General features: G+C 74.1%; 22 protein-coding genes, 1 pseudogene and 1 riboswitch. Of the genes and pseudogenes, 14 read left to right on the top strand and 9 right to left on the bottom strand.

The window, feature by feature from the left end; all coding sequences use genetic code 11:
* The first annotated feature begins 110 nt into the window (after positions 1–110).
* Both HPT28_RS20050 and HPT28_RS20045 read left to right on the top strand, forming a co-directional pair.
* Positions 111–659, top strand: a complete 549-nt coding sequence (locus tag HPT28_RS20050; protein ID WP_308119391.1) for a sigma-70 family RNA polymerase sigma factor — start codon at positions 111–113, stop codon at positions 657–659.
* Positions 656–1,162: a transmembrane transport protein gene (locus tag HPT28_RS20045; protein ID WP_219092545.1), complete on the top strand. Its 507-nt coding sequence runs from the start codon at positions 656–658 to the stop codon at positions 1,160–1,162. Before HPT28_RS20050 ends, HPT28_RS20045 begins: the two co-directional genes overlap by 4 nt.
* Before the next feature lie 159 nt (positions 1,163–1,321).
* Here the strand turns inward: HPT28_RS20045 and HPT28_RS20040 are convergent, their stop codons facing one another.
* Positions 1,322–1,672: a helix-turn-helix domain-containing protein gene (locus tag HPT28_RS20040; protein ID WP_219092544.1), complete on the bottom strand. Its 351-nt coding sequence runs from the start codon at positions 1,670–1,672 to the stop codon at positions 1,322–1,324.
* 44 nt (positions 1,673–1,716) lie between these two features.
* Here HPT28_RS20040 and HPT28_RS20035 point away from each other — a divergent pair, with 44 nt between their 5' ends.
* On the top strand, positions 1,717–2,604 hold the full coding sequence (locus HPT28_RS20035) for an NAD(P)-dependent oxidoreductase (protein WP_219092543.1): 888 nt from the start codon (positions 1,717–1,719) through the stop codon (positions 2,602–2,604).
* Positions 2,605–2,719: 115 nt separating this feature from the next.
* Here HPT28_RS20035 and rpmF read toward each other — a convergent pair whose 3' ends face one another.
* Positions 2,720–2,890, bottom strand: coding sequence for a 50S ribosomal protein L32 (gene rpmF, locus HPT28_RS20030; protein WP_219092542.1), 171 nt, complete (start codon positions 2,888–2,890; stop codon positions 2,720–2,722).
* Positions 2,891–3,100: 210 nt separating this feature from the next.
* On the opposite strand from rpmF, the gene HPT28_RS20025 reads away from it, so the two are divergent.
* From HPT28_RS20025 to HPT28_RS20015, 3 genes and pseudogenes are all read left to right on the top strand, one after another.
* Positions 3,101–4,888 carry a cholesterol oxidase substrate-binding domain-containing protein gene (locus HPT28_RS20025; RefSeq protein WP_219092541.1) on the top strand — a complete coding sequence of 596 codons (1,788 nt, stop codon included), beginning with the start codon at positions 3,101–3,103 and terminating at the stop codon, positions 4,886–4,888.
* 169 nt (positions 4,889–5,057) lie between these two features.
* Positions 5,058–5,537, top strand: a pseudogene (locus HPT28_RS20020) (MFS transporter); the annotation flags it as partial.
* Positions 5,538–5,654: 117 nt separating this feature from the next.
* Entirely contained in the window at positions 5,655–8,864 is a 3,210-nt protein-coding gene (locus HPT28_RS20015; protein ID WP_219092540.1) for an alpha-N-acetylglucosaminidase, read from the top strand.
* Positions 8,865–8,958: 94 nt separating this feature from the next.
* Here HPT28_RS20015 and HPT28_RS20010 read toward each other — a convergent pair whose 3' ends face one another.
* Positions 8,959–9,516, bottom strand: coding sequence for an SRPBCC family protein (locus tag HPT28_RS20010; protein WP_219092539.1), 558 nt, complete (start codon positions 9,514–9,516; stop codon positions 8,959–8,961).
* A 146-nt stretch (positions 9,517–9,662) separates the two neighbouring features.
* Here HPT28_RS20010 and HPT28_RS20005 point away from each other — a divergent pair, with 146 nt between their 5' ends.
* On the top strand, positions 9,663–11,306 hold the full coding sequence (locus HPT28_RS20005) for an MFS transporter (protein WP_219092538.1): 1,644 nt from the start codon (positions 9,663–9,665) through the stop codon (positions 11,304–11,306).
* 1 nt (position 11,307) lies between these two features.
* Here HPT28_RS20005 and HPT28_RS20000 read toward each other — a convergent pair whose 3' ends face one another.
* The 3 genes from HPT28_RS20000 to HPT28_RS19990 form a co-directional block, all read right to left on the bottom strand.
* Positions 11,308–11,706, bottom strand: a complete 399-nt coding sequence (locus tag HPT28_RS20000) for an ankyrin repeat domain-containing protein (RefSeq protein WP_219092537.1) — start codon at positions 11,704–11,706, stop codon at positions 11,308–11,310.
* Between the two features lie 67 nt (positions 11,707–11,773).
* Positions 11,774–12,805, bottom strand: a complete 1,032-nt coding sequence (locus tag HPT28_RS19995; protein ID WP_219092536.1) for an asparaginase — start codon at positions 12,803–12,805, stop codon at positions 11,774–11,776.
* Between the two features lie 51 nt (positions 12,806–12,856).
* Positions 12,857–13,576, bottom strand: coding sequence for a hypothetical protein (locus HPT28_RS19990; RefSeq protein WP_219092535.1), 720 nt, complete (start codon positions 13,574–13,576; stop codon positions 12,857–12,859).
* A 118-nt stretch (positions 13,577–13,694) separates the two neighbouring features.
* Between HPT28_RS19990 and dtd the strand changes: the two genes are divergently transcribed.
* Genes dtd through HPT28_RS19975 form a run of 3 tightly spaced genes read left to right on the top strand, consistent with a single transcriptional unit; the run spans position 13,695 to position 15,590 of the window.
* Positions 13,695–14,120, top strand: coding sequence for a D-aminoacyl-tRNA deacylase (gene dtd, locus HPT28_RS19985; RefSeq protein ID WP_219092534.1), 426 nt, complete (start codon positions 13,695–13,697; stop codon positions 14,118–14,120).
* 48 nt (positions 14,121–14,168) lie between these two features.
* On the top strand, positions 14,169–14,606 hold the full coding sequence (locus HPT28_RS19980) for a Fur family transcriptional regulator (protein WP_219092533.1): 438 nt from the start codon (positions 14,169–14,171) through the stop codon (positions 14,604–14,606).
* A 9-nt stretch (positions 14,607–14,615) separates the two neighbouring features.
* On the top strand, positions 14,616–15,590 hold the full coding sequence (locus HPT28_RS19975) for a folate-binding protein YgfZ (RefSeq protein WP_219092532.1): 975 nt from the start codon (positions 14,616–14,618) through the stop codon (positions 15,588–15,590).
* Between the two features lie 78 nt (positions 15,591–15,668).
* On the opposite strand, the gene HPT28_RS19970 is transcribed toward HPT28_RS19975, so the two are convergent.
* The 3 genes from HPT28_RS19970 to HPT28_RS19960 all read right to left on the bottom strand — a co-directional run bounded on the left by HPT28_RS19970 (position 15,669) and on the right by HPT28_RS19960 (position 18,672).
* Positions 15,669–16,688: an ABC transporter substrate-binding protein gene (locus HPT28_RS19970; protein WP_219092531.1), complete on the bottom strand. Its 1,020-nt coding sequence runs from the start codon at positions 16,686–16,688 to the stop codon at positions 15,669–15,671.
* Positions 16,689–16,768: 80 nt separating this feature from the next.
* Complete coding sequence (locus tag HPT28_RS19965; protein WP_219092530.1) at positions 16,769–17,557, bottom strand: ABC transporter ATP-binding protein; 789 nt, start codon at positions 17,555–17,557, stop codon at positions 16,769–16,771.
* Entirely contained in the window at positions 17,557–18,672 is a 1,116-nt protein-coding gene (locus HPT28_RS19960; RefSeq protein WP_308119388.1) for an iron ABC transporter permease, read from the bottom strand. Before HPT28_RS19960 ends, HPT28_RS19965 begins: the two co-directional genes overlap by 1 nt.
* A gap of 129 nt (positions 18,673–18,801) precedes the next feature.
* Positions 18,802–18,936, bottom strand: a riboswitch (cobalamin riboswitch).
* Positions 18,937–19,112: 176 nt separating this feature from the next.
* Here HPT28_RS19960 and HPT28_RS19955 point away from each other — a divergent pair.
* The 4 genes from HPT28_RS19955 (at position 19,113) to proC (ending at position 22,073) form a co-directional block, all read left to right on the top strand.
* Positions 19,113–19,595 carry a hypothetical protein gene (locus HPT28_RS19955; RefSeq protein WP_219092574.1) on the top strand — a complete coding sequence of 161 codons (483 nt, stop codon included), beginning with the start codon at positions 19,113–19,115 and terminating at the stop codon, positions 19,593–19,595.
* 64 nt (positions 19,596–19,659) lie between these two features.
* Positions 19,660–20,409 (top strand): ABC transporter ATP-binding protein, encoded by a 750-nt coding sequence (locus HPT28_RS19950; protein WP_219092528.1) that lies wholly within the window; start codon positions 19,660–19,662, stop codon positions 20,407–20,409.
* The gene (locus tag HPT28_RS19945; protein ID WP_219092527.1) at positions 20,406–21,179 is read left to right on the top strand and encodes an ABC transporter permease; all 774 of its coding nucleotides are present in this window, start codon (positions 20,406–20,408) and stop codon (positions 21,177–21,179) included. Before HPT28_RS19950 ends, HPT28_RS19945 begins: the two co-directional genes overlap by 4 nt.
* A gap of 84 nt (positions 21,180–21,263) precedes the next feature.
* Positions 21,264–22,073, top strand: coding sequence for a pyrroline-5-carboxylate reductase (gene proC, locus HPT28_RS19940; RefSeq protein WP_219092526.1), 810 nt, complete (start codon positions 21,264–21,266; stop codon positions 22,071–22,073).
* The last annotated feature ends 478 nt before the right edge of the window (positions 22,074–22,551 follow it).

Raw genomic sequence — 22,551 nt, 5'->3', positions numbered from 1 at the left:
ACCCGGGCCCTCGTGAACCCGGGCCCCCGTGAAACCGGGCCCTCGTGAACCTTTCCGCCCCGGGCACCGACTGTCCCGGTGACATGAGACGTGCGGCGCGGGGAGGTGCGGTGAGCGGGGACGGGAGACGCGACGGGCTGCTGGTGGTGCGCTGCCAGCTCGGGGAGCGGGACGCCTTCCGCGAGCTGGTCGGCGTCTGGCACGACCCGCTGTGGCGCTACGTGCGCGGAATGGTCGACTCCCCGCATCTCGCGGACGATCTCGTTCAGGAGGCGTGGATCGCCGTGCTCCGCGGGCTGCCGAGGCTTCGACAGCCCGAGCGGTTCGCCCCGTGGCTGTTCACCATCGCCCGGCGGACGATCGCCGACCACCTGCGGCAGGTGTACCGGGCCCCGCGACGGCCCGTGGAGGAGGCGGACGCGGTCGTCGACGAGGCCGACCCGCTCGGCGGCGTGCTGACCACGCTCCAGGTGGAGGCGGGTCTCTCCGGGCTGCCGCCGTTGGAGCGCGAGGTGCTGATCCTGTTCCATCTCCAGGATCTGCCCCTGGCCTCCTGCGCGGAGGTGCTCGGCGTGCCGCCCGGCACGGTCAAGAGCAGGCTGTACCGGGCGCGCCGCATGCTGGCGGACATCCTGTCCGAGAGGGGATTCGAGGCATGAGCGGACACGAGCAGGGCCCCACGGCAGGGCACGGGAACGTGCCGGAGGAACTCGAACGAGCGCTGGCCGCCGAGGTCTCGCTGGCCTCCCGGCTGCGGTATGTGGCCGTGGGCCTGGCGGGGGGCTGCGGGGCGGCGCTCATCGCGGTGCTGTGGGCCACGGAGCCCCACCCGCTTCCCGTCCGCACCCGGATCGCCTTCGCCGGGCTGATCGCCGTCGGGCTGGCCTGGGCGGCCTTCGCCGGCTGGGTGCTGAGCAGACGGCGACCGCTGTTCGCGCTGGATCGCGTGCTGGGGGCCCGGCTCGCCCTCCTCGTCACCGTGGTGACCTGTGTCGGCGGGACGGCGCTGGCCGCGGTGCGCGCCACTCCCGCCGCTGCCCTGGCCACCGCTCTGGCCGGCCTCGCGCTCGTCCTCGTCGCCGGTCTCGTCCTGGCCCGGGCCCGGTCCCGGCGGCGCGACCTGCTGCGGCTGCGCGACACCCTGCGCCGCGACCCCACCTGACCCCCGCCACACCCTCAACCGGCCGCGCTCCCGGCGTCGGTGCGGGTGGCCGGAGTACCCACTTTTTTGTGGGTACTTGGCAGCGGGCGGCGGTGGGGAGAGCCTGGTGGCGGGTGGTCGGAGGGCCTCCCGGTCCGGGTGAGACGGAGGTGGCGGGAGTCAGGACGCCGACCGGGTCGCGGCCAGTTTCTCGAGGCGGCGGTGGCCCCAGTCGGAGAGCGGGGCGAGAGCCTCGGAGAGCTCGCGGCCGAAGCCGGTCAGCGAGTACACGGTCTTCAACGGCAGCACGTCGTGCACGTCCCGGTGCACGAGTCCGTCCGTCTCCATCTCGCGCAGTGCCTGGGTCAGCACCTTCTCGCTGAGCCCCGGTAGCTGTCGACGCAGCTCACCGGGGCGCTGCGGGCCGGACTCCAGCAGCCACAGCAGCGCGGTCTTCCACTTGCCGTCGATGACGGCGATCGCGGCGGTCACTCCGCAGACGTTCAGATCCTGGGCACGACTGCGCGTCATTTCCATCCCATTCGCTACGTTTATCCATATTCAGGAGTTGAATCATGACCAAGCACACCGAACAGTCTGCCGTCACCGTGCTCGGCCTGGGGCCGATGGGCCGTGCCCTGGCCGGTGCGTTCGTCGACGCCGGTCTGCGGACGACAGTGTGGAACCGGACGCCCGGCAGGGACCGGGAGCTGGTCGAGCGCGGGGCGGTGAGCGCGGCGTCGGCGGAGGAGGCGGTCTCCGCGAGCCCCCTGACCGTGGTCTGCGTGGTGAACTACGAGGCGGCGGAGAGCATCCTGCGCCGTGACGCGGTCACCGCCGCGCTCAAGGGGCGCACCGTCGTGAACCTCACGGCCGACACCCCGGCCCGGGCGCGGGGCCTGGCCGACTGGGCGGCCGGGCACGGTGTCGGCTACCTGGACGGCGCGATCATGACGCCCACGACGACGATCGGCACGCCGCACGCGGTGCTCATCCACGCGGGGCCGGAGGAGCTCTACCGCGAACACCGGCCCGTGCTCGACGCGTTGGGCGGGAGCCACACGCACCTCGGCGAGGAGATCGGCCGGGCCGCGGCCTACGACGTCGTGCTGCTCGACATCTTCTGGACGGCGATGGCCGGTTACGCACACGCCCTGGCGGTGGCGCGGGCCGAGGGCATCACCGCGCGGGAGCTGGCGCCCTTCGCCAGGGGCATCGGCGAGATCCTCCCGGCGATCTTCGAGGAGACGGCGGAGGAGGTGGCGAGCGGCGGCTTCTCGGGCCAGGACAACCCGATCACCTCGGCCGCGTCCTCCATGGCCCACATCGTGCACACCTCCGAGGCCCACGGCATCGACGCGGGGGTGATGCGAGCGGCCGAGGGACTGGCACAGCGCACCATCGGGCTGGGTCACGGCACCGACGGCTTCAGCCGGATCGCCGAGGTCCTCGGCCGCCGCTGAGTGAGGTGGCGGCCCGGGCCGTGCGGGGGTACCGGGCGGTGCGGGGGTACCGGGCGGTGCGGCGGCAACCGCTCGTGGAGCTGCCGCGGTGAGGGCGACGACACCGTCGCGCGGGTCAGCCCTCCGGGTCCAGGAGGCCGCGCTGGTAGGCCTTCACGAGGTGCTGGGGCACGAGGTAGGTCGAGCCGTCGACGGTGACGGGCACCAGGCGCGGTGCTGAGGCCTTCCACTGGGCCCGGCGGTGACGGGTGTTGCTGCGCGACATCTTCCGCTTGGGAACGGCCATCGGCTGACTCCTCGTTCTGCGGGCGCCGGCCGACGGTGGGACGGGCGGCGGTCCGGATCTATGGGAAAACGGTTTTCATTATAGAACCGCGTTCGCGCGGTCCGTGCCCCGGGCCCTCACAGCCAACCCGTGACACCACCCCCGCCCTCGTGACCACGGCCGCCCCGCCGTCGTTGGCATGGTGTTCCGGACGGCGTCAGGGGGACGGCTGTGGCAGTGGGAAGACGACGGGTGCTGGCGGCGTCGGCCGCCGCGCTCGCGGCGACGGGCTGGCGGCCGGCCGGAGCCGTGGCGCCGGGCAGCGCACACGCCGTCGGGGCCGCGCCCCCTGGGCTGCCGGACGGCGTCGAGGTGTACCAGCGGGTGTACCGGAACTGGTCGGGCGAGATCCGCGCCGACGCGCTGTGGACGTGCGCCCCGCGCGGCCCCGAAGAGGTGCGCGCCCTCGCCGACTGGGCGGCCGACAACGGCTGGCGGTTGCGGATGCAGGGTTTCCGGCACACCTGGGCGCCGCTCACCGTCGCGGACGGCGCGCCCGCCGCCGGGCGCGTGCTCATGCTCGACACCCGGCGGCACCTGACCGGGCTGCGCCTGCTCGCCCCCAACGCCGTCCGGGTGGGCGCCGGGAACTCCATGGAGGAGCTGCTGGAGTTCCTCGGGCGCCGCGGTCTAGGCGTCACCGCCTGCCCGGCGCCGGGTGCCCTCACCGTGGGCGGGGCCCTGGCCGTCGGCGGCCACGGCACGGCGGTTCCCGCGGCCGGGGAGGTGCGCGCGCCGGGCCACGGCTACGGCTCGCTGAGCAACCAGGTCGTGTCCCTCACGGCCGTCGTGTGGGACCGCCGGGCGCGCGGGGGCCGGGGCGGTCACGTCGTGCGGGAGTTCCACCGCTCCGAGTCCGGAACCGCCGCGTTGCTCGCGCATCTCGGGCGGGCGGCGGTGGTCGACGTCGTGCTGCGGGTGGGAGCGGACGAGACGCTGCGCTGCGTCAGCCGCCTCGACATCCCGGCCACCCGGCTCTTCGCCCCGGAGGCCGGCTCCGGCCGCACGTTCGCCGACCTCCTCGACGCCGACGGCCGGGTGGAGGCGATCTGGTTCGCGTTCACCTCCCACCCGTGGGTGAAGGTGTGGAGCCGCAGCCCACACCGTCCGCTCGGCTCGCGGCGCGTGGACGAGCCGTACAACTACCCGTTCTCCGACCGCGTTCCCGAGCCCGTGGCCCGGCTGGCGGCCGAGCTGATCGAGGGCCGTCCCGAGCTGGCCCCGCTCTTCGGGCGTCTCCAGTTCCTCATCGCGAAGGTGGCGTTGACCGGCGACATCAGCGACGTCCTGCTCTCCGGCGGCCTGTTGCGGGAACTGCTCACCGGTGAGCTGCTGGAGCACCTGCTCGCCGGCGGGTTGCGCTCCGACCTGTGGGGCCCGTCCCGGTTCCTGCTGCACTACGTGCGGCCGAGCACGCTGCGGGTGACGACCAACGGGTACGCCGTCCTCGTCCGCCGGGCGGACGTGCAGTGGGCGTTGAGCCGCTTCCACCAGCACTACGAGCGGCTCCTCACGCGCTACCGCGAGCGGGGGGCCTACCCGGTCAACGGCGCCGTCGAGGTGCGGGCGAGCGGGCTCGACGTCCCCGCGTGGTGCGAGGTGCCCGGTGCCCGGCCGCCGTCGCTGTCGCCCCTGACCCCGGACCGGCGTCACCCGGAGTGGGACACCGCCCTGTGGCTGAACGTCCTCAGCCTCCCGGGAACGCCGACGCTGCCCGCCTTCTACCGGGACCTCGAACGCGCGCTGCTGGGAACGTTCGACGGCACCCGCGCGGGGCTGCGTGTCGAGTGGTCCAAGAGCTGGGCCCACACCGAGGACGCCGCCTGGGCTGATCCGGACGTGCTGGGCCGCGTCGTCCCCGCGAGCCTTCCGGCGTGGTCGGAGGCCGTCGACGCCCTGGACCACCACGACCCGCACCGCGTCTTCAGCGCCCCCCTTCTGGACGAACTGCTGCGCTGAGCCGCACCTTTCGGGCGCGCAGGCTGCCGCGCGTGGATGGACACGTGCGCTTCGAGCGGCTGCGCAACTTCCATGACCTGTGCGGCCATGCGACGGCCCCCGAGCTGAGGCGCCGGGGTCGACGCGCTCGGCGCCGTCCTCGTCACCGGCGGGCGAGGACGCCGCTCGTGGCGAGCGGAACGTCCTGGTCACGGGCCTCGTGCTGCTCGTCGGCGCCCTGAACCTGCTGACCCGGCCGCCGGCCCGGGCCGACTACGTCACCGACCTGCTGCCCGTGATGCTGCTCGTCGCCGGGTCCGGGCTCGCGCTGCCCGCGCTCACCGCGCTCGGGATGTCCGGGACGCGGGCGGAGGACGCGGGACTGGCCTCCGGGCTGTTCAACACCACCCAGCAGGTGGGCATGGCCCTGGGGGTCGCCGTCCTCTCCACCCTGGCCGCAGCCCGTGGCGAGGCCCTGGGAGCGGCGGGGCACGGCCGCGCCGAGGCGCTGACGGGCGGCTACACGTTCGCCTTCGCCGCCGGAGCCGGGCTCATGGTGGCCGCCCTCGTCGTCACGCTGCTCGCCCTCCGACGGCTCCGGCCCCAGCACTCCGCGGTGGCCGGGGGCGCCGCGCGGGCACCGGTGGCCGCGCGTGTCACGGCGGCCTGAACCCGGCGAACGGAGTAGCGGCGGGCGGACGGCCGGGGTGGCGCGGTGGCCGCGCCGCCCCCGGTCGTTAACGTGCCGTGCGGACGACGGTCAACACCACCGCACAGCGTGGGGAGCATGGTGAGCCGACGAAACGGGCCGGGTGAGGCGGGCGGGCCGGGCGCGCCCACCCGGCGGGCCCTGCTGGGCACGGCCGGAGCGCTGGGCGCGGGAGTGGCCTTGACGGGCAGCACGTACGGACGCACCCCGCCGCACGGCGGCCGGGAGCCGGACGGCGGAACCGGCGCGGAGCCGGACGGCGGAACCGGCGGGGAGCCGGACGGCGGCAGGAGCGAGGCCGGGCTCGCGGCGGCGCGGGCCGCCCTGGAACGGCTGCTGCCGGAGCACGCGGAGCAGTTCGCGCTCAGCTCGCTCGACGGCCCGGAGCGGTTCACCCTGGGCGGGCGCGCCGGGGCGGTGGAGGTCGGCGGCACGAGCCCGGCGGTGCTGCTCACGGGCCTCCACTGGTACCTGAAGTACACCTGTGGGGCGCATCTGAGCTGGGCCGGTTCGCAGGTGGACCTGCCGGAGCGGCTGCCCGCGCCGCGCGCCGCGGAGGAGCGCCGGGCCACCGTGCCGCACCGTTTCGCGCTCAACGACACGCACGACGGCTACACCGCGCCCTACGCCGACTGGTCGCGCTGGGAGCGGCTCATCGACCTGCTGGCGCTGCACGGCGTCAACGAGGTGCTGGTGACTCCGGGAGCGGAGGCCGTCTATCACCGGCTGCTGCTCGACTTCGGGTACGACGACGCCGAGGCGCGGGCCTGGCTGCCGGCCCCGTCCCACCAGCCGTGGTGGCTGCTGCAGAACATGGCGGCGTACGGCGGCCCGGTGAGCCCGGGGCTGCTGGCCCGACGCACGGAGCTGGGGCGCCGCATCACCGGGCGGCTGCGGGCACTGGGCATGACCCCCGTGCTGCCCGGCTACTTCGGGACCGTGCCGCGCGGGTTCGCCGAGCGGAACCCCGGGGCCCGCACGGTGCCGCAGGGCAGGTGGGCAGGGCTGCCCCGGCCGGACTGGCTCGACCCGCGCACCGCCGCCTTCCGCGAGGTGGCCGCCGCGTTCTACGCCCACCAGCGGGAGCTGTTCGGCGTGCCCGAAGGCGAGGGCGGGCTCGTCAAGATGGACCTGCTGCACGAGGGCGGGGACCCGGGCGACGTCCCGGTGCCGGAGGCGGCGCGCGCGGTGGAGCGGGCCCTGGCGGCGGCCCGTCCCGGCGCGACGTGGGTGATCCTCGGCTGGCGGGAGAACCCGCGCCGGGAGCTGCTGGACGGGCTGGCCCACCCGGAGCGCATGCTCGTCGTGGACGGGCTGTCCGACCTGGACGCGGTCACGGACCGCGAGGCGGACTGGGGCGGGGTGCCGTACGCGTTCGGCACGATTCCCAATTTCGGCGGCCGGACGACGCTGGGCGCCAAGACGCACCGGTGGACGGAGCGCTTCACCCGCTGGCGGGACCGGCCGGGCAGCGCGCTGCGCGGCACCGCGTTCATGCCCGAGGCGGCCGAGCGGGACCCGGCCGCGTTCGAGCTGTTCAGCGAGCTGGCCTGGCGTCGGGAGCCGGTGGACCGGGCGGCCTGGTTCACCGAGTACGCCGCCTTCCGCTACGGCGCGGTGGACCGGGCGGCGGCCGAGGCGTTCGGCGTCCTGCGGGAGACGGCGTACCGGATCGGCTCGGCCGACGGCCGTCCGCACGACAGCGTCTTCGCGGCCCGGCCCAGCCTGTCCGCCCGCTCCGGCACCCACTACGCCACGCACACACCGGCGTTCGACCCGCCCGCCTTCGACGCCGCGTTCGCCGCGCTGCTGGACGTCGCGGAGCCGCTGCGCGGGAGCGACGCCTACCGGCACGACCTGACCGACCTGGCCCGGCAGGCCGTGGCCAACCGCTCGTGGCTGCTCATCGGCCAGCTGGAGCGGGCGTACGAGGCGGCCGACCGCGCGACGTTCGGGCGGCTCGCCCGGCTGTGGCTGGAGCTGATGCGGCTGGCCGACGACGTCGCCGGGTCCCATCCCCGCTTCCTCCTGGGCCCCTGGCTCGCGGACGCCCGGCGCTTGGGCGGGGACGACGCCGAGCGGGCGCGGCTCGAACGCACCGCGCGGGTGCTGCTCACCACGTGGGCGGAGCGCCGGACGGCGAACGGCGGACGGCTCGCCGACTACGCCAACCGCGACTGGCACGGCCTCATCGCCGACCACCAGCTGCCCCGTTGGCGGGCCTACCTGGACGAGCTGGAGGACGCGCTCGCCGCCGGCCGGCCGCCGCGGGAGATCGACTGGTATGCCCGCGAGGAGGCGTGGACGCGGCGCCGGGACCCGTACCCGCAGCGGGCCGTCCACGACGCCCACCGCACCGCCGAGCGCGCCCTTGGGGTGCTGTCCCGGGCGCCGTACCAGGGCAGCCTCGCCGTACGCGCCGAGCCCGGTGCGCTGCGGCCCGGGACAAGCGCCGTGCTCACGGCGGAGTTCCGCAACGAGAACGGGCTGCGCGCCACCGGCGCCGTCGACCTCGTCCTGGAGGGGCGGGCGGAGGCCGGGCCGGGGGAGGGCACGGCCTGGCCGCGGGTGCCGCCGGGGGGACGGGTCCGGGCCCGGTGGCGCGTCGCCGCCCCCGAGGGCGGCCCGCGGCACCCGCTGGAGCCGGTGCCGTACGAGGTGAGCGCCGTCTACGGGCCGCAGGGCGAGCCCCGGGTGCGCTCGACGGCGGGCGGAACGCTCTTCGTGGCCGGGCCGCTGGACGGGGCGTGGCGCACCCACAGCACGAACGGCGCCGTCTTCGGTCAGCTGGACGAGCGGTACGCCGTGGACGGCGCCGGGGCGGACCTGTGGGGCCGCACCGAGGAGTTCGGCGCGCTGTACCGCCCGGGCGCGCTCGCGGACGGCGGCTCGGCGGCCGTGACGGTCACCGCGCAGCCGGACACCGGGCCGTGGGCTCGCGCGGGCGTCCTCGTCCGGAACCGGCTGGACGAGGCGGGCGGCCGGGGGGCGGTGAACCTCGCCGTCACCCCGGGCAACGGCGTCGTCCTGTCCTGGGACGCCGACGGGGACGGCCGGTTCGGCCACTACCGGCGCCACACGGGGGTGCGGGCCCCGGTGCGGCTGCGGCTCGCGCGCGCCGGGACGCGGTTCACCGGGGCCTTCTCCACGGACGACGGCGCGACGTGGCGGACTCTCGCCTCGGTGGACGTGCCCGGGGCCGCGCCGCGCCAGGACGCGGGACTGTTCATGACGGCCGCGTCCCGGCGCCGGGCGACCGTGGAGTTCGCCGACTGGGCGCCGGGCTGAGCCCGGCGGCTCCGGCGGCGCGCGGAGGAGGTGTCGGGCGCGGGAGGTGTCGGGCGACCGAGGGTCACGCGCCCGTCGGGCCGCGGCCCGAGCGTCAGGCCTCCGTCGAGGGTCCGGCGCCGTCCGTCTCGGCGAGCTTCCTGACGCCTTCCAGGGTGGCCTCGATGCCCTGGCGGAGGCCCTTCAGCCGGTGGGCGATGATCTCCTCCTCCCGGTCCGGCATCTTCTCGATGTAGGACGTCATCTTCGAGGGCGCGGGGCCGATCCGCACGGAGTGGCCGAGCACCGTGCCGCCGCCCTCGGCCGCCGTGAGGTCGAAGCGCCAGGTGGCCAGCGGCACCGCGGTCTCGGCCGTCCTCGGCGGTCCGAAGGTCCCGGCCAGGTCGACGACGTCCCAGGAGAAGGCGCGCTCTTCCGCGACCTCGGAGATGCGGCTCGTCGTCCGCCAGGCGCCCATCCGCTCGTTCTCGTTGTACCCGGCGAACACCGCGCCGGGGGTGGGGCCCTGCGCCCCGTCCAGCCACTCGACGCGCCGGAGTTCGGGGCTGAAGCGGGCCGGGGTCGCGATGTCGGACACCAGAGCCCACACCGTGGAGGGGGAGGCGTCGATCCGGACCTCGCCGCCCGTCGTCGGGCCGTCCGCGTAGCGCATCTGAGCTCCTTCACCGGAAGTTCGAATTTGCTCGAACGTACCTCAGCGGTAACGGAGTTGCTGGGTGAGGTGGCTCACGTCCCACGCGCTCCGGGCGCCGGAAAAGCGGTTGACCTCAACTTGAGTTCAGCTTCTAGTTTCTCGGTATGACATCCCACGAGACGCGGGGGGAACGCGTCGCCGGGCGACGCGAGTGGATCGGTCTCGCCGTTCTGTCCCTGCCGACACTCCTCATCTCCCTTGACCTGACCGTCCTGCACCTCGCGGTGCCGAAGCTCAGCGCCGACCTCGAGCCCAGCAGTTCCCAACTGCTGTGGATCGTCGACATCTACGGCTTCCTCATCGCGGGCTTCCTCCTCGTCATGGGTACCCTGGGCGACCGCATCGGACGCCGGCGGCTGCTCCTGACCGGCGCCGCGGCCTTCGGCCTCGCCTCCGTCCTGGCCGCCCTCTCGAGCAGCCCGGGCATGCTCATCGCGACGCGCGCGGTGCTCGGCCTGGCCGGCGCGACGCTGATGCCCTCCACCATGTCCCTGATCCGCAACATGTTCCACGAGCCACGGCAGCGCACCGTGGCCATCAGCGTGTGGATGTCCAGCTTCATGGTGGGCGCCGGAGCCGGACCGCTGGTCGGCGGCGCGCTCCTGGAACACTTCTGTTGGGGCTCGGTGTTCCTGCTCGGCGTGCCGGTCATGGCCCTGCTGCTGGTGGCCGGACCCTTCCTGCTGCCGGAGTTCCGCGACCCCGCGGCCGGCCGGATCGACATCCTCAGCGCCCTGCTCTCGCTGGGCACCGTGCTCTCCGTCGTCTTCGGCATCAAGCAGACCGCGGAGCACGGCCCCGGCCTCGTACCGGTGCTGGCCGTCCTGGCCGGCCTCCTGCTCGGCGCGGTGTTCGTGCGGCGCCAGCGCACCCTGGCCGAACCCTTCCTGGACCTGCGGCTGTTCCGCAGCCGCGGCTTCACGGTCTCGCTGAGCACGGTCGCCCTGTCCGTCTTCGCGATGGGCGGCGTGATGTTCTTCGTCGGCCAGTACCTGCAGATGGTGCTGGGCATGTCCCCGTTCACCGCCGGGCTGTACTCGCTGCCGGGCGTCGTCGCCGGGATGGTCGGCATCCTCGCGGCCCCGGCGCTCGTCCAGCGGATACCGGCGGCCTACCTAATGGGCGGCGGGCTGGCGGTCGCCGCGCTCGGCGTCGCACTCCTCGCGGGCATCACGCCGGAGTCCGGCAAGGGGCTCGCCGTGACGGCGCTCGTCGTCCTGCACCTCGGCTTCGGCCCGATGATGGCGCTCGGGACGGACATGATCATCGCCGGTGCGCCGCCCGAGCGGGCGGGCGCGGCCTCGGCGATCTCCGAGACCGGGACCGAGATGGGCATGGCGCTCGGCATCGCCGTCCTGGGCAGCCTCGGCACGGCCGTCTACCGGGGCCGGGTCGGGGAGTTGCTGCCGGAGGGCCTGCCCTCGGCGGCGGCGGACACCGCGGGCGACACCATCGGCGGCGCGGCCGGTGCCGCGGCCGAGCTGCCCGCGTCCCTCGGCGCCGCGGTGATGGACGCCGCCGGTCAGGCGTTCGTCACCGGGCTGCGGACGACGGCCGTTGTCAGCGCCGTCGTCGTCACCGTGCTCGCGGTGGTGACGACGGTCATGCTGCGCGGGGTGCGCCCCGGCGAGGGCGCCGGACACGGTGCCGAGCCCGAAGTGCCGGACCGCCACGACCCGACGAGCACCGGGCCCGCGACGGCAGCAGGGGCGGCGCCGCACGCCGACCCCGCGCCGGAACCGGCCTAGCTCAGGCGGCCCCGAACAGCTTGAGCAGGTCCTCCTTGCCGAACATCCGCGCCGTGTCGATCGCGCTGGGCGTCCCCGCGGCCGGGTCGGCGCCGCCGTCCAGGAGGGCGTGGACGACGTCGTCCACGCCCTTGAACACGGCACCGGCCAGGGGCGTCTGACCCCGGTCGTTCGGCTTGTCGCCGTCCGCGCCCCGCTCCAGCAGGGCGCGGACGGCGGCGGCGTGCCCGTGGTAGGCGGCCAGCATGACCAGCGAGTCCCCCGTGTCGTTGGTGAGGTTCGGCGGGACGCCCGCGTCCACGTAGGCGGCGAGGGTGTCCGTCTCGCCGCGCCGGGCCAGGTCGAAGACCTTCGCGGCGAGCTGCAGGACCTCGGGGTCGTGCGCGGCCTCTTCCGTCATGGCGAACCTCCTGGACGCGGGGTGCGTGCTGCGTTCCCCGTCACCCTATGCACGGCCGCCCTCGCGGTCAGAACACGGCGCGGACCGCGCCGACGGGCACGCCGCCGCCGAGCAGCGGGTGCTCCGCGATGCGCGCCGCCACCGGGTCGTCCACGCCGAGCCGCTCCAGGGCCCGGCCCAGCACCGGGCCGAGGGCCCGTACGCCGCCGTCGTCCAGCTTGAAGGCCAGCGCGCGGCCGTCCGGCAGCGCCACCGCCTGGACGGCCTCGGCACCCAGCTTCGACAGCACCCCGGGCACCTCGCGCATCAGCCAGGTGTCGTGGCGGCGGGTCCCGGCGACGTGCTCGGGGTGGGCCCGCATCGCGTCGGCCACCCGGCGTTCGGCGGTGCCCGGCTCGGCCAGGACGAGCGAGCGGAAGCCCCGGGCGAGCCCGGTGAGGGAGATGGCGAGCAGCGGTGCGCCGCAGCCGTCGACGCCGGTGGCGGCCACCGGCTCCCCGGCAGCCTCGGCGACGACCTCGGCGACGAGCCGCTGGAGCGGGTGGCCGGGGTCGAGGTAGGAGCGGGTGGGCCAGCCGGCGGCCCGGCAGGCGGCCAGCATGGCGGCGTGCTTGCCCGAGCAGTTCATGGTCAGCCGGGCGCGGCCGAGTCCGGCGGCGAGGTAGGTCTCGGCCTCGGCCGGGTCCATGGGGAGGTCGGCGGGGCAGCGCAGATCGTCCTCGGTGAAGCCGTGCTCGGTCAGGACCTTCTCGGCCAGCTCGCGGTGGAAGGGCTCCCCGGAGTGGCTGGCGGCGGCCAGGGCGAGCCGTTCCCCGTCCAGCTCGGCGCCCGCGCGCAGGCAGGCCACGGCCTGGAAGGGCTTGTTCGAGGAGCGCGGGAACATGGGCGCGGTGACGTCGCCGAGCGCCCACTCGACGGCACCGTCCGGCGCCAGGACGACGAGGGAGCCCCGGTGCCGCCCCTCGACGAACCCGGAGCGCACGATCTCCGCGAGGACGGGCGGCGCGGGCGCCGGCCCGTCGGACGTGGCCCCGGACGTGTGGCCCGGTATGGCTCCGGTGACGGGCGACGACGCGCTGGACGGCGGCGTGGACGGCATCAACGACCCCTCGATGCTGCTGGGACGACCGCGCCGCCCCCAGGGGTTTCCTCAGGCGAGCAGGTCGTCGACGTGTGCTCTGCCTTCACGGTACCTGCGGGCGATTTCCGCGCTGCAGTCGTCGGCGGTGCGCTGCACGCCCTGCCGGCGCTGGGAGACCTCCGCCTCGTAGCGCACGAGCCGCCCCATCGCGTCCCGCAGCTCGGCCTCCGTGCGGGCCGACAGGTCGGACAGGGCGATCTCCCCGAGCATCGACTCCGCCAGCGCCCGGTACTCCTCGCCGCGCGGTGTGCTGACCGTCACGTGCCGGGACGAGCGCTGCCGGGAGGGGCCGTCGGCCAGGATCTGCGCGAGCCGCTCCACGAGCGGCTCCGCGGTGTCGGAGCGCCCGGCCAGCTCGGCGCGGAGGATGTCGATGCGGCCCTGGAGGAGCCGCCGCACGAAGCTGAGGTCGGCCTCCTCGCGCACTGCGGTGCGGCGCAGGGTGCGCAGCCGCGGCAGGTCGAGCCGCGCGATCTCCGCCGCCCCGGCAGTCTCCGGGGCCTGCGGAAGCGGGGTGGGCGGGCGCCGCTCGACATCGGTGGGCGCGTCACCCGGCGCGTCACCCGGCGCGTCACCCGGCGCGTCACCCGGCCCGTCGCCGTGCCCGTCGGCCCGCTCGGCGCGTGCGCCGCCGAGCGGGCCGCGCTGCTGCGGCGGGCGCGGCGGTGCTCCGCCGGCTCCGGTCGTGGGAGCGCCCGCGCTGGTGCGGCCGGCTGCGGCTGTGCTCATCGTCGTCCCCTTGTCCCCGGCCCACTCGTGGCGTTGTGCACCGGTTCGTGCCCGCATGGTGCCACTTGGTGCGTACCGCGCGCAGCGCCTTGCCACCCATCCGGCGCATGATGGCCGTATGCGAGCAGTAGTTCAGAGGGTGAACGGCGCCCGGGTGGCGGTGGACGGCGAGACGGTCGGGGAGATCGTGGGCGAGGGGCTGTGCGTGCTCGTCGGCGTCACCCACGACGACACCTCGCGGCAGGCGGCGCAGCTCGCCCGCAAGCTGTGGGGGCTGCGCGTCCTGTCCGGGGAGAAGTCCTGCTCGGACCTGGGCGCGCCGCTGCTGGTGATCAGCCAGTTCACCCTCTACGGGGACGCGCGCAAGGGCCGCCGTCCGACGTGGCAGGCGGCGGCGCCCGGTCCGGTGGCCGAGCCGCTGGTGGACGAGGTGTGCGCGGCCCTGCGCGAGCTGGGCGCGACGGTGGCGGAGGGCCGCTTCGGGGCCGACATGAAGGTCGAGCTCCTCAACGACGGCCCGTTCACCGTGCTCCTGGAGGTGTGAACGCCCGCACGCCCGCCGGCGCCCCGGCGGCACCCATACACTGGGGCCGTGGTGAGCAGTGACTGGCAGACGGACCTGCGCGCACGGGGCTACCGCCTGACCCCGCAGCGCCAGCTCGTGCTGGAAGCCGTCGACAAGCTGGAGCACGCCACTCCCGACGACATCCTCACCGAGGTCCGCAAGACCGCCCACGGCGTCAACATCTCCACCGTCTACCGGACCCTGGAGCTGCTGGAGGAGCTGGGCCTGGTCAGCCACGCCCACCTGGGCCACGGCGCGCCCACGTACCACCTGGCCGACCGCCACCACCACATGCACCTCGTCTGCCGGGACTGCACGGCGGTGATCGAGGTCGACGTCGCGATGGCCACCGGGTTCACCGGCGAGCTGCGCGAGCGCTTCGGCTTCGACACCGACATGAAGCACTTCGCGATCTTCGGGCGCTGCGCGGAGTGCGGTCGGTCACAGGAGAACGAGGCGCCGTAGGCTTGGCGTATGTCCTACGTGAGCCCTCTGCTGTCCCTGCCCGGCGCCGTGGCCGGTGAAGAGCCGGACGAAGGTGTCGCAGCCCACTACGGTGACCTGTTCCGGGAGCAGCGCCAGTTGGCGGACGGCGTCGGATTCGTGGACCTCTCGCACCGCGGGGTGGTGACCGTCTCCGGCACGGACCGGCTGAGCTGGCTGCACCTGCTGCTGACCCAGCACGTCAGCGAGCTACCCCCGCACCAGGCCACCGAGGCCCTGATCCTCTCCGCGCACGGGCACATCGAGCACGCGCTCTACCTCGTCGACGACGGCGAGACGGTCTGGGCCCACACCGAGCCGGGCGCCCAGGACGCGCTGATCGCGTACCTGGAGTCGATGAAGTTCTTCTACCGGGTGGAGGTCGCCGACCGCACGGGCGAGTTCGCCGTCGTGCACCTGCCCGCGGGCTCGATCGCCCAGACGCCCGAGGGCGTCGTCGTCCGCGAGACCCCGCACGGGCGCGACCTCTTCCTGCCCCGTGAGCAGCTCACCGCCTTCGCGGAGGAGCACGGCCCCGCCATCGGCGTGCTCGCCCACGAGGCACTGCGCATCGAGGCGCACCGGCCCCGGCACGGTCTGGAGACCGACCACCGCACCATCCCGCACGAGCTGGGCTGGCTCGGTTCGGCCGTCCACCTGCAGAAGGGCTGCTACCGGGGTCAGGAGACGGTGGCCCGCGTGCACAACCTGGGCCGCCCGCCCCGCCGCCTGGTCTTCCTGCACCTGGACGGCAGCGAGGTCCACATCCCCGGGCACGGGGAGCCGGTGCGGCTCGCCGCCGACGGCGTCGAGAGCCGCCAGGTCGGCTTCGTCACCAGCTCCGCCCGCCACCACGAGCTGGGCCCGATCGCCCTGGCCCTGGTCAAGCGCAACGTCCCCGTCGACGCCGAGCTGCTCGCGGGCGCCGGGACGGCCGCCGCCCAGGAGGTCGTCGTCGAGCCCTGAGCCGGCCCCGCGCCCCGCCTCCGGGCGCGAGGACCGCGTCCGGAGGCCCCCCGACCCCCGGACGCGGTGGCGTGCGCGTCAGCCGTTGCCGCGGATGTACTCACCGAGCGTCTCGACCGCCGCCACGTTGCGCGGGCTCTCCACGAGGTCCACGTAGTCCAGCACCAGGATCCGGTCGTTCTTCACCGCCGAGACGTTCTTCAGCGGGGCGAAGGACTTCAGGAACTTCTCCTTCTGCTCCGCCGTCACGTCGCCGTAGTCGTTGATGACGATGATCTCCGGGTCCCGCTCGACGACGGTCTCCCAGCCCACCGTCACCCAGGAGTCCTCCAGATCCTTCATGACGTGGTCCCCGCCGGCCTTGGTGATGATGTCGTGCGGGCCCGCGAAGCGGCCGGACGTCAGCGGCTTGTCCTGCCCGGCGTCGTACAGGAAGACGCGGGGCCGGTCCTCGCCCTTGGGCGCCTGCTCCTGCACGTCCTCGATCCGCTGCTGGAAGTCGGTGATCATCTTCTCCGCCCGGTCCTCGACGTCGAAGACCCTGCCCAGGTTCCGCAGGTCCGTGTAGAGCGCGTCGAGCGGTGACATGACGCCGCGCGCCTTGCCCTCACCGTTGCGGCAGGACTCGGTGAGGAGGTAGGAGTCGATGCCCAGCTTCTCCAGCGTGGCCGGGGTGAAGCCCTGCGCCTCGTTGAACCCGTAGTTCCAGCCGGCGAACACCAGGTCCGCCTTGGCCTCGACGGCGATCTCCTTGGTGATGTACCCCTTGCTCAGCCACTCTGTCTTCTCGTAGCCGTCGGCCCAGGGCACGTCCGTCGTCTCGCCGTGCCGGTCCGGCATGACGTACCCGGCCATGTGGTCCGTCAGCCCCAGGGAGAACATGATCTCGGTGATGCCGACGTCGTTGGTGACCACCCGCTCCGGGGCCGACTCGAACGTCTGCTCCTCCCCGCAGTTGGTGATGGTGACGGGGTAGTGGCCGTCGGCCTCGGCAGCCTTGCCGTCCTTCTGCCCGACCTCCGCCCCGCAACCGGTGACGAGGGCGAGGGCGGACAGGGCCGAGACGGCGGGCAGCACGGAACGCAGCGGATGACGCACGGGAACTCCTTGGAACGGAAGCGGTTGAGGGAGAGTCGGGGACGGTCGGCGGGAACGTGGGGGGTGTGGAGCGCGGCGGCTCAGGGCAGCCGGTCGAACAGCAGCCGCACCGAGCCGGACTCGGGATGCGTCACGCGGTGCGCCCGCACCCCGAAGACGTCGGCGAGCAGTTCCTCGCCCAGCACCTCGCCGGGCGGGCCGGACGCCACGATCGCCCCGCGGGCGATGACGTACAGCTCGTCGCAGTACGCGGCGGCCAGGTTCAGGTCGTGCAGCGCCGTCAGCACCGTCATGCCGTCGGCGGCGTCCCCGGCGGCCCGGTCGCGCACCAGGGACAGCACCTCCAACTGCTGCGCGATGTCCAGGTGGTTCGTCGGCTCGTCCAGCACCAGCACCCGCGGCTCCTGGGCCAGCGCCCGGGCGATCAGCACCCGCTGCTTCTCGCCCCCGGAGAGTGTCTGGAAGGTCCGGTCGACCAGGTGCTCCGCGCCCACCCGCTTCAGCGCGAGGGCACACTGCTCCCGGTCCGAGGCCGAGGTCCGCGCCGCCGCCTTCTGGTGCGGCAGCCGGCCCATCGCCACCACCTCGGCCACGGTGAACGCGAACTCGGTCACCACCTCCTGGGGCAGCGCCGCCAGCCGCCGCGCGCCCTCGCGGGGCGTCATGGCGTACAGGTCGTCGCCGTCCAGCCGCACGGTCCCGGCCGTCGGCCGCAGCGCCCGGTAGACGCACCGCAGCAGCGTCGACTTCCCGCTGCCGTTGGGCCCGACGAGCCCCACCAGCCGCCCGCTGCCGGCCCGCACGGTCACGTCCCGCACCAGCTTGGCCCCGGCGATCTCCACGCTCAGGTCTTCGACGTCGACACGCATCAGGCGGCTCCGAACGAGTAGCCACGGCGCCGCATCAGCAGCAGGAACGACGGCACCCCGATCACGGCGGTCAGCACCCCGACCGGCAGCTCCACCGGAGCCATCACCGTCCGGGACGCCACGTCCACCCACACCAGCAGCAGCGCACCCGCCGGCGGAGCCACCGCCAGCAGCCGCCGGTGATCGGCGCCCACCACCATCCGTGCCGCGTGTGGCACCATCAGCCCGACGAAGCCGATCGTCCCGCTGACGGCGACCAGCGCGCCCGTCACCAGCGCCGTCAGCAGAAACAGCTCACGGCGGAACCGCTCGGCGTCCAGGCCCAGCGCCGCGGCCGTCTCGTCCCCCATCGCCAGCGCGTTCAGCCGCCGAGTCGACAGCGCCAGATACGCCAGCCCCGCGAACACCGCACCGGCCGCGATCGGCACCGACTGCCACGTCGCCCCGCCCAGGCTGCCCATCAGCCACATCATCGCCGAGCGGGCGGCCTCACCGCGCTCCGCGGCGAACACCATCAGCGTGGTGATCGAGGAGAAGCCGTAGTACATCGCCGTGCCCGTGAGGATCAGCCGCAGCGGCGTCAGCCCCTGCGCGCTCCGCGCCACCATGTACACCAGCGCCATCGCGCCCAGCGCCGACACGAACGCCGCGCCGGACAGCGCCCACACGCCCAGCATCCCGAACGCACCGAAGATGATCACCGCGTTGGCGCCCACCGCCGCGCCGGAGGAGATCCCCAGGACGAACGGGTCCGCGAGCGCGTTGCGCACCATGGCCTGCAAGGCGACGCCCACCGCCGCGAGTCCCGCACCGACCACCGCGGCCAGCAGGGAGCGGGGAAGCCGCAGCTCCCACACGATCGTGTAGGCCGGGACGTCGTCCGCGGCGACCACGCCGCCGGTCAGCCCCGCTCGCAGGAACCCCATCGCCTCCCCGAACGGCACTCCCGAGGCGCCCACGCCCACCGCGGCGGGGACCGAGATGAGCAGCGCGAGCAACAGCCCGCACACCAGCGGCAGAAGAGGAAGCCGACGGGAAGCGCGGGGTCGATCCGCCTCCCCCTCGGGGGGCGCGGCCGACGCCGCGTCGGTATGGCGTATGACCTCTGTGGCCACGGGCGCATCACCTTCGCCTCGGGCCGTGAGCATTGGAAACAAGCGGCCCGAGGAGCCGACGTGCCGGGCCCCGGGCCCCGCACGCGGTGCCACCGCGCGGCTTCCCTCTCGCAGTCCACGACGAGTTGAACAGGAACATCGCGCCACCACGGGTGATCGGGCTCACGGGGCCGCGGGCGGCTCCGTCTACCGTTGCGGGTCAGCGCCGGACTTCGACCGGCTTCCCCCGCGGAGGCGTTCCGCAGAGTACCGCCTCTAGCACAAGGCGAGGAGAGGCGGTAGCGATAATCACAGATGTGGAAGAGGCACGAAACGAACTCCCGACGCCCCGCGACCGCGACCGTGGCCGTGGATCCGACCGCGACCGTGGACCCGGCCGCGACCGCGACGCCGGTGAGCGATCCGGCTCCCGCGAGCGCTCCGGTCCCGCGCCCGAGCCCATCCGCTTCTACGGCACCACCTGGGTGGACCGCTCCGGCGGCTACGCCGCACGCCGCGCCGGGCTCGCCCTCGCCGCCTTCTCCGCGGCCGCCCTCGGCGTCCTCGTCCTGCGCCTGGCCCACGAGGGGCTCGCCCTCGCCGAGACCGGCGGCCTGATCAACATCCTCCTCATCGTCGCGTTCGCGATGTGCAGCTCCCTCGCCTTCTCCCGCACCTGGGCCGGCTACACCCGACGCCCCGAGCGCCCGGAGGGCCACGGCCCGGGCGCCACCGCCTCCGCCGCGCCCAGCAGCCAGGGCATCAAGCTCATCGGCTTCCTCGGCGTGCTTCTCGCCTACGGTGTCCGCAGCCTCGTCGAAGCTCCTGGCGAGCGCCTCCACCGCACGGAGTACGAGCAGGCCGTCGCCCTGTACGAACGCCGCCGTGGCGCCCGCACCGGCAATCCCGCGGCACGCCGCGCCCGCAAGGGGCGCAAGCGCTGACCCGGACCCGCCCTCCGGCGTTGCGCGCTTGACGCGGCCGCCCCGCCCGGCGCACGTTCAGCGCATGACCGAGCCCGCCGCCCCGCCCGGCGCCGTACACGCCCGTGGCCTCCGGGTCCGCCGAGGAGCACGCACCGTCCTCGACGGCCTCGACTTCGACGTCGAGCCCGGCAGCGTCACCGGGCTCCTCGGCCCCTCCGGCTCCGGCAAGTCCACCCTCATGCGGGCCGTGGTCGGCGCCCAGGCCCGGGTCACCGGCACCCTCGACGTCCTCGGCCACCCCGCGGGCCACCGCGCCCTCCGGCACCGCGTCGGCTACGTCACCCAGGCCCCGGCCGTCTACACCGACCTCACCCCGCGCCAGAACCTCGACTACTTCTCCGCCGTCCTCGGCATCCCCCGCGCCGAGCGCGCACGCGTCGTCGACCACGCCCTCACCGACGTCGACCTCACCGACCACGCCGACGACGTCACCGCCACCCTCTCCAGCGGCCAGCTCTCCCGCGTCTCCCTCTCCGTCGCCTTCCTCGGCCAGCCGGAGCTCCTCGTCCTGGACGAACCCACCGTGGGCCTCGACCCCGTCCTCCGCCGCGACCTGTGGGACCTCTTCCACCGCCTCGCCGCCCGCACCGGCACCACCCTCCTCGTCTCCTCGCACGTCATGGACGAGGCCGACCGCTGCGAGCGGCTGCTCCTCCTGCGTGAAGGCCGCCTCCTCGCCGAGGGCGCCCCCGAGGCCCTCCGCTCACGCACCGGCACCGCGACCGTCGAGGACGCCTTCCTCCACCTCGTCGAGTCCGGGAGCACCCCATGACCCAGGGCACCGCCCCCGCCTCCACCTCGCCGCTCTCGCCGTCCCGCGTCCTGGCCACCGCCCACCGTGTGCTGCGCCAGCTCTCCCACGACCCGCGCACCGTCGCGCTCCTGCTCCTGCTGCCCGTCGCGCTGCTGGTGCTGCTCTACTACGTCTTCGACGCCGACCCGAGGGCCTTCGACAGCGTCGGCGCCTCCCTCCTCGGCATCTTCCCCCTCACGACGATGTTCCTCGTCACCTCCATCGCCACCCTGCGCGAGCGCACCTCCGGAACGCTGGAACGCCTGCTGTCCATGCCCCTGAGCAAGGCCGACCTGATCCTCGGCTACGCCCTCGCCTTCGGCACCCTCGCCGTCCTCCAGGCCAGCCTCGCCACGGCCGTCGCCGTCTGGCTCCTCGACCTCGAGTTCGCCGGACCGGCCGGACTGCTCCTCCTGGTCGCCCTTCTCGACGCCCTCCTCGGCACCGCCCTCGGCCTCTTCGTCTCCGCGTTCGCCGCCACCGAGTTCCAGGCCGTCCAGTTCATGCCGGCCGTGATCTTTCCCCAGCTCCTCCTCTGCGGGCTGTTCGTGCCGCGCGACAGCATGCAGCCCGTCCTGGAGGCCGTCTCCAACGTCCTGCCCATGTCCTACGCGGTCCACGGCATGCGCGAGGTCCTGGCGCACCCGGACGTCACCGCTGACTACGTCCGCGACGTCCTGGTCGTCGGCGGCACGGCCCTCCTCGTCCTCGCCCTCGGCGCCGCCACCCTGCGCCGTCGCACCGCCTGAGACGCCGGAGGGACACGCCGCGGGACGTACCAGCACCCGGACGGCACCGCCACGTCTCGAGCGGGCTTTGCCACGATGGGACGCATGAGCCAGAAAGTCGCCGTGCTCGGCACGGGAAAGATCGGTGAAGCCCTCCTCAGCGGCATGATTCGCGGCGGCTGGTCACCCGACGACCTGCTGGTCACTGCCCGTCGCCAGGAGCGCGCCGCCGAACTGCGCGCCCGCCACGGCGTCGAGGCGGTCACCAACGCCGAGGCCGCCAAGGCCGCCGACACGCTGATCCTGACGGTCAAGCCGCAGGACATGGCCGCACTGCTCGAGGAGCTGGCCCCGCACACGCCCTCCGACCGCCTGGTGATCAGCGGCGCCGCAGGCATCCCCACCGGCTTCTTCGAGGCCCGCCTGGCCGAGGGCACCCCCGTCATCCGCGTCATGACGAACACCCCCGCCCTCGTCGACGAGGCCATGTCCGTCATCTCGGCGGGCACCCACGCCAGCGAGTCCGACCTGCGGCACGCGGAGGAGATCTTCAACGGCGTCGGAAAGACCCTGCGGGTCCCGGAGAGTCAGCAGGACGCCGCCACCGCGCTCTCGGGCTCCGGTCCGGCGTACTTCTACTACCTGGTCGAGGCCATGACGGACGCCGGCATCCTCCTCGGCCTGCCCCGGGACAAGGCGCACGACCTCATCGTGCAGGCGGCCATCGGCGCCGCCGTCATGCTCCGGGACAGCGGTGAGCACCCGGTGAAGCTCCGGGAGAACGTCACCTCCCCGGCCGGTACGACGATCAACGCCATCCGGGAGCTGGAGAACCACGGGGTCCGCGCGGCCCTCATCGCCGCTCTGGAAGCCGCCCGCGACCGCAGCCGCGAGCTGGCGAGCGGCCAGGGCTGAAGCCCCGGGACCCCACCGCCACGGCCCGGAGGCCGTCTCCGGCCCCGGGCCGACGAGCGCGTTTGGAGGTGGCCGGGGCGTCGTGTACAGTTCTTCGGGTTGTCAGCGAGCCGCCACGGTTTCGCCGGACAGCACCTCCGCCACGACCGGTGGCAAACCCTACTGAAGCGCGACACCCCTTCGGGGTTGTTTTCGGTATGCCGAAAACAATTTCGGGGCTGCTCGATTTTGAGTGGCCGTGGGAATCCTCTAAAGTAGCGGTCACGCCGGAAGGCGGCCCCGCCGACAGGGGAATTCGGATGCGAATCCGGCCGGAAACGGCAAGGACGAGGATCTGATAGAGTCGGAGACACCGAAGGGAAGCGCCCGGAGGAAGCCCGAAAGGGAATCCGAAGGAAGCGTCCGTTCCTTGAGAACTCAACAGTGCACCAAAAGTCAACGCCAGATTGTTGATACCCCCGGCCTCACGGTTGTGTGA

Origin of the sequence: Streptomyces sp. JJ38 (genome assembly GCF_019303475.1) — a bacterium.
Taxonomy (GTDB): domain Bacteria; phylum Actinomycetota; class Actinomycetes; order Streptomycetales; family Streptomycetaceae; genus Streptomyces.
The sequence above is the reverse complement of the archived record's forward strand: the minus strand, read 5'-3'. Positions and strand labels throughout refer to the sequence as shown.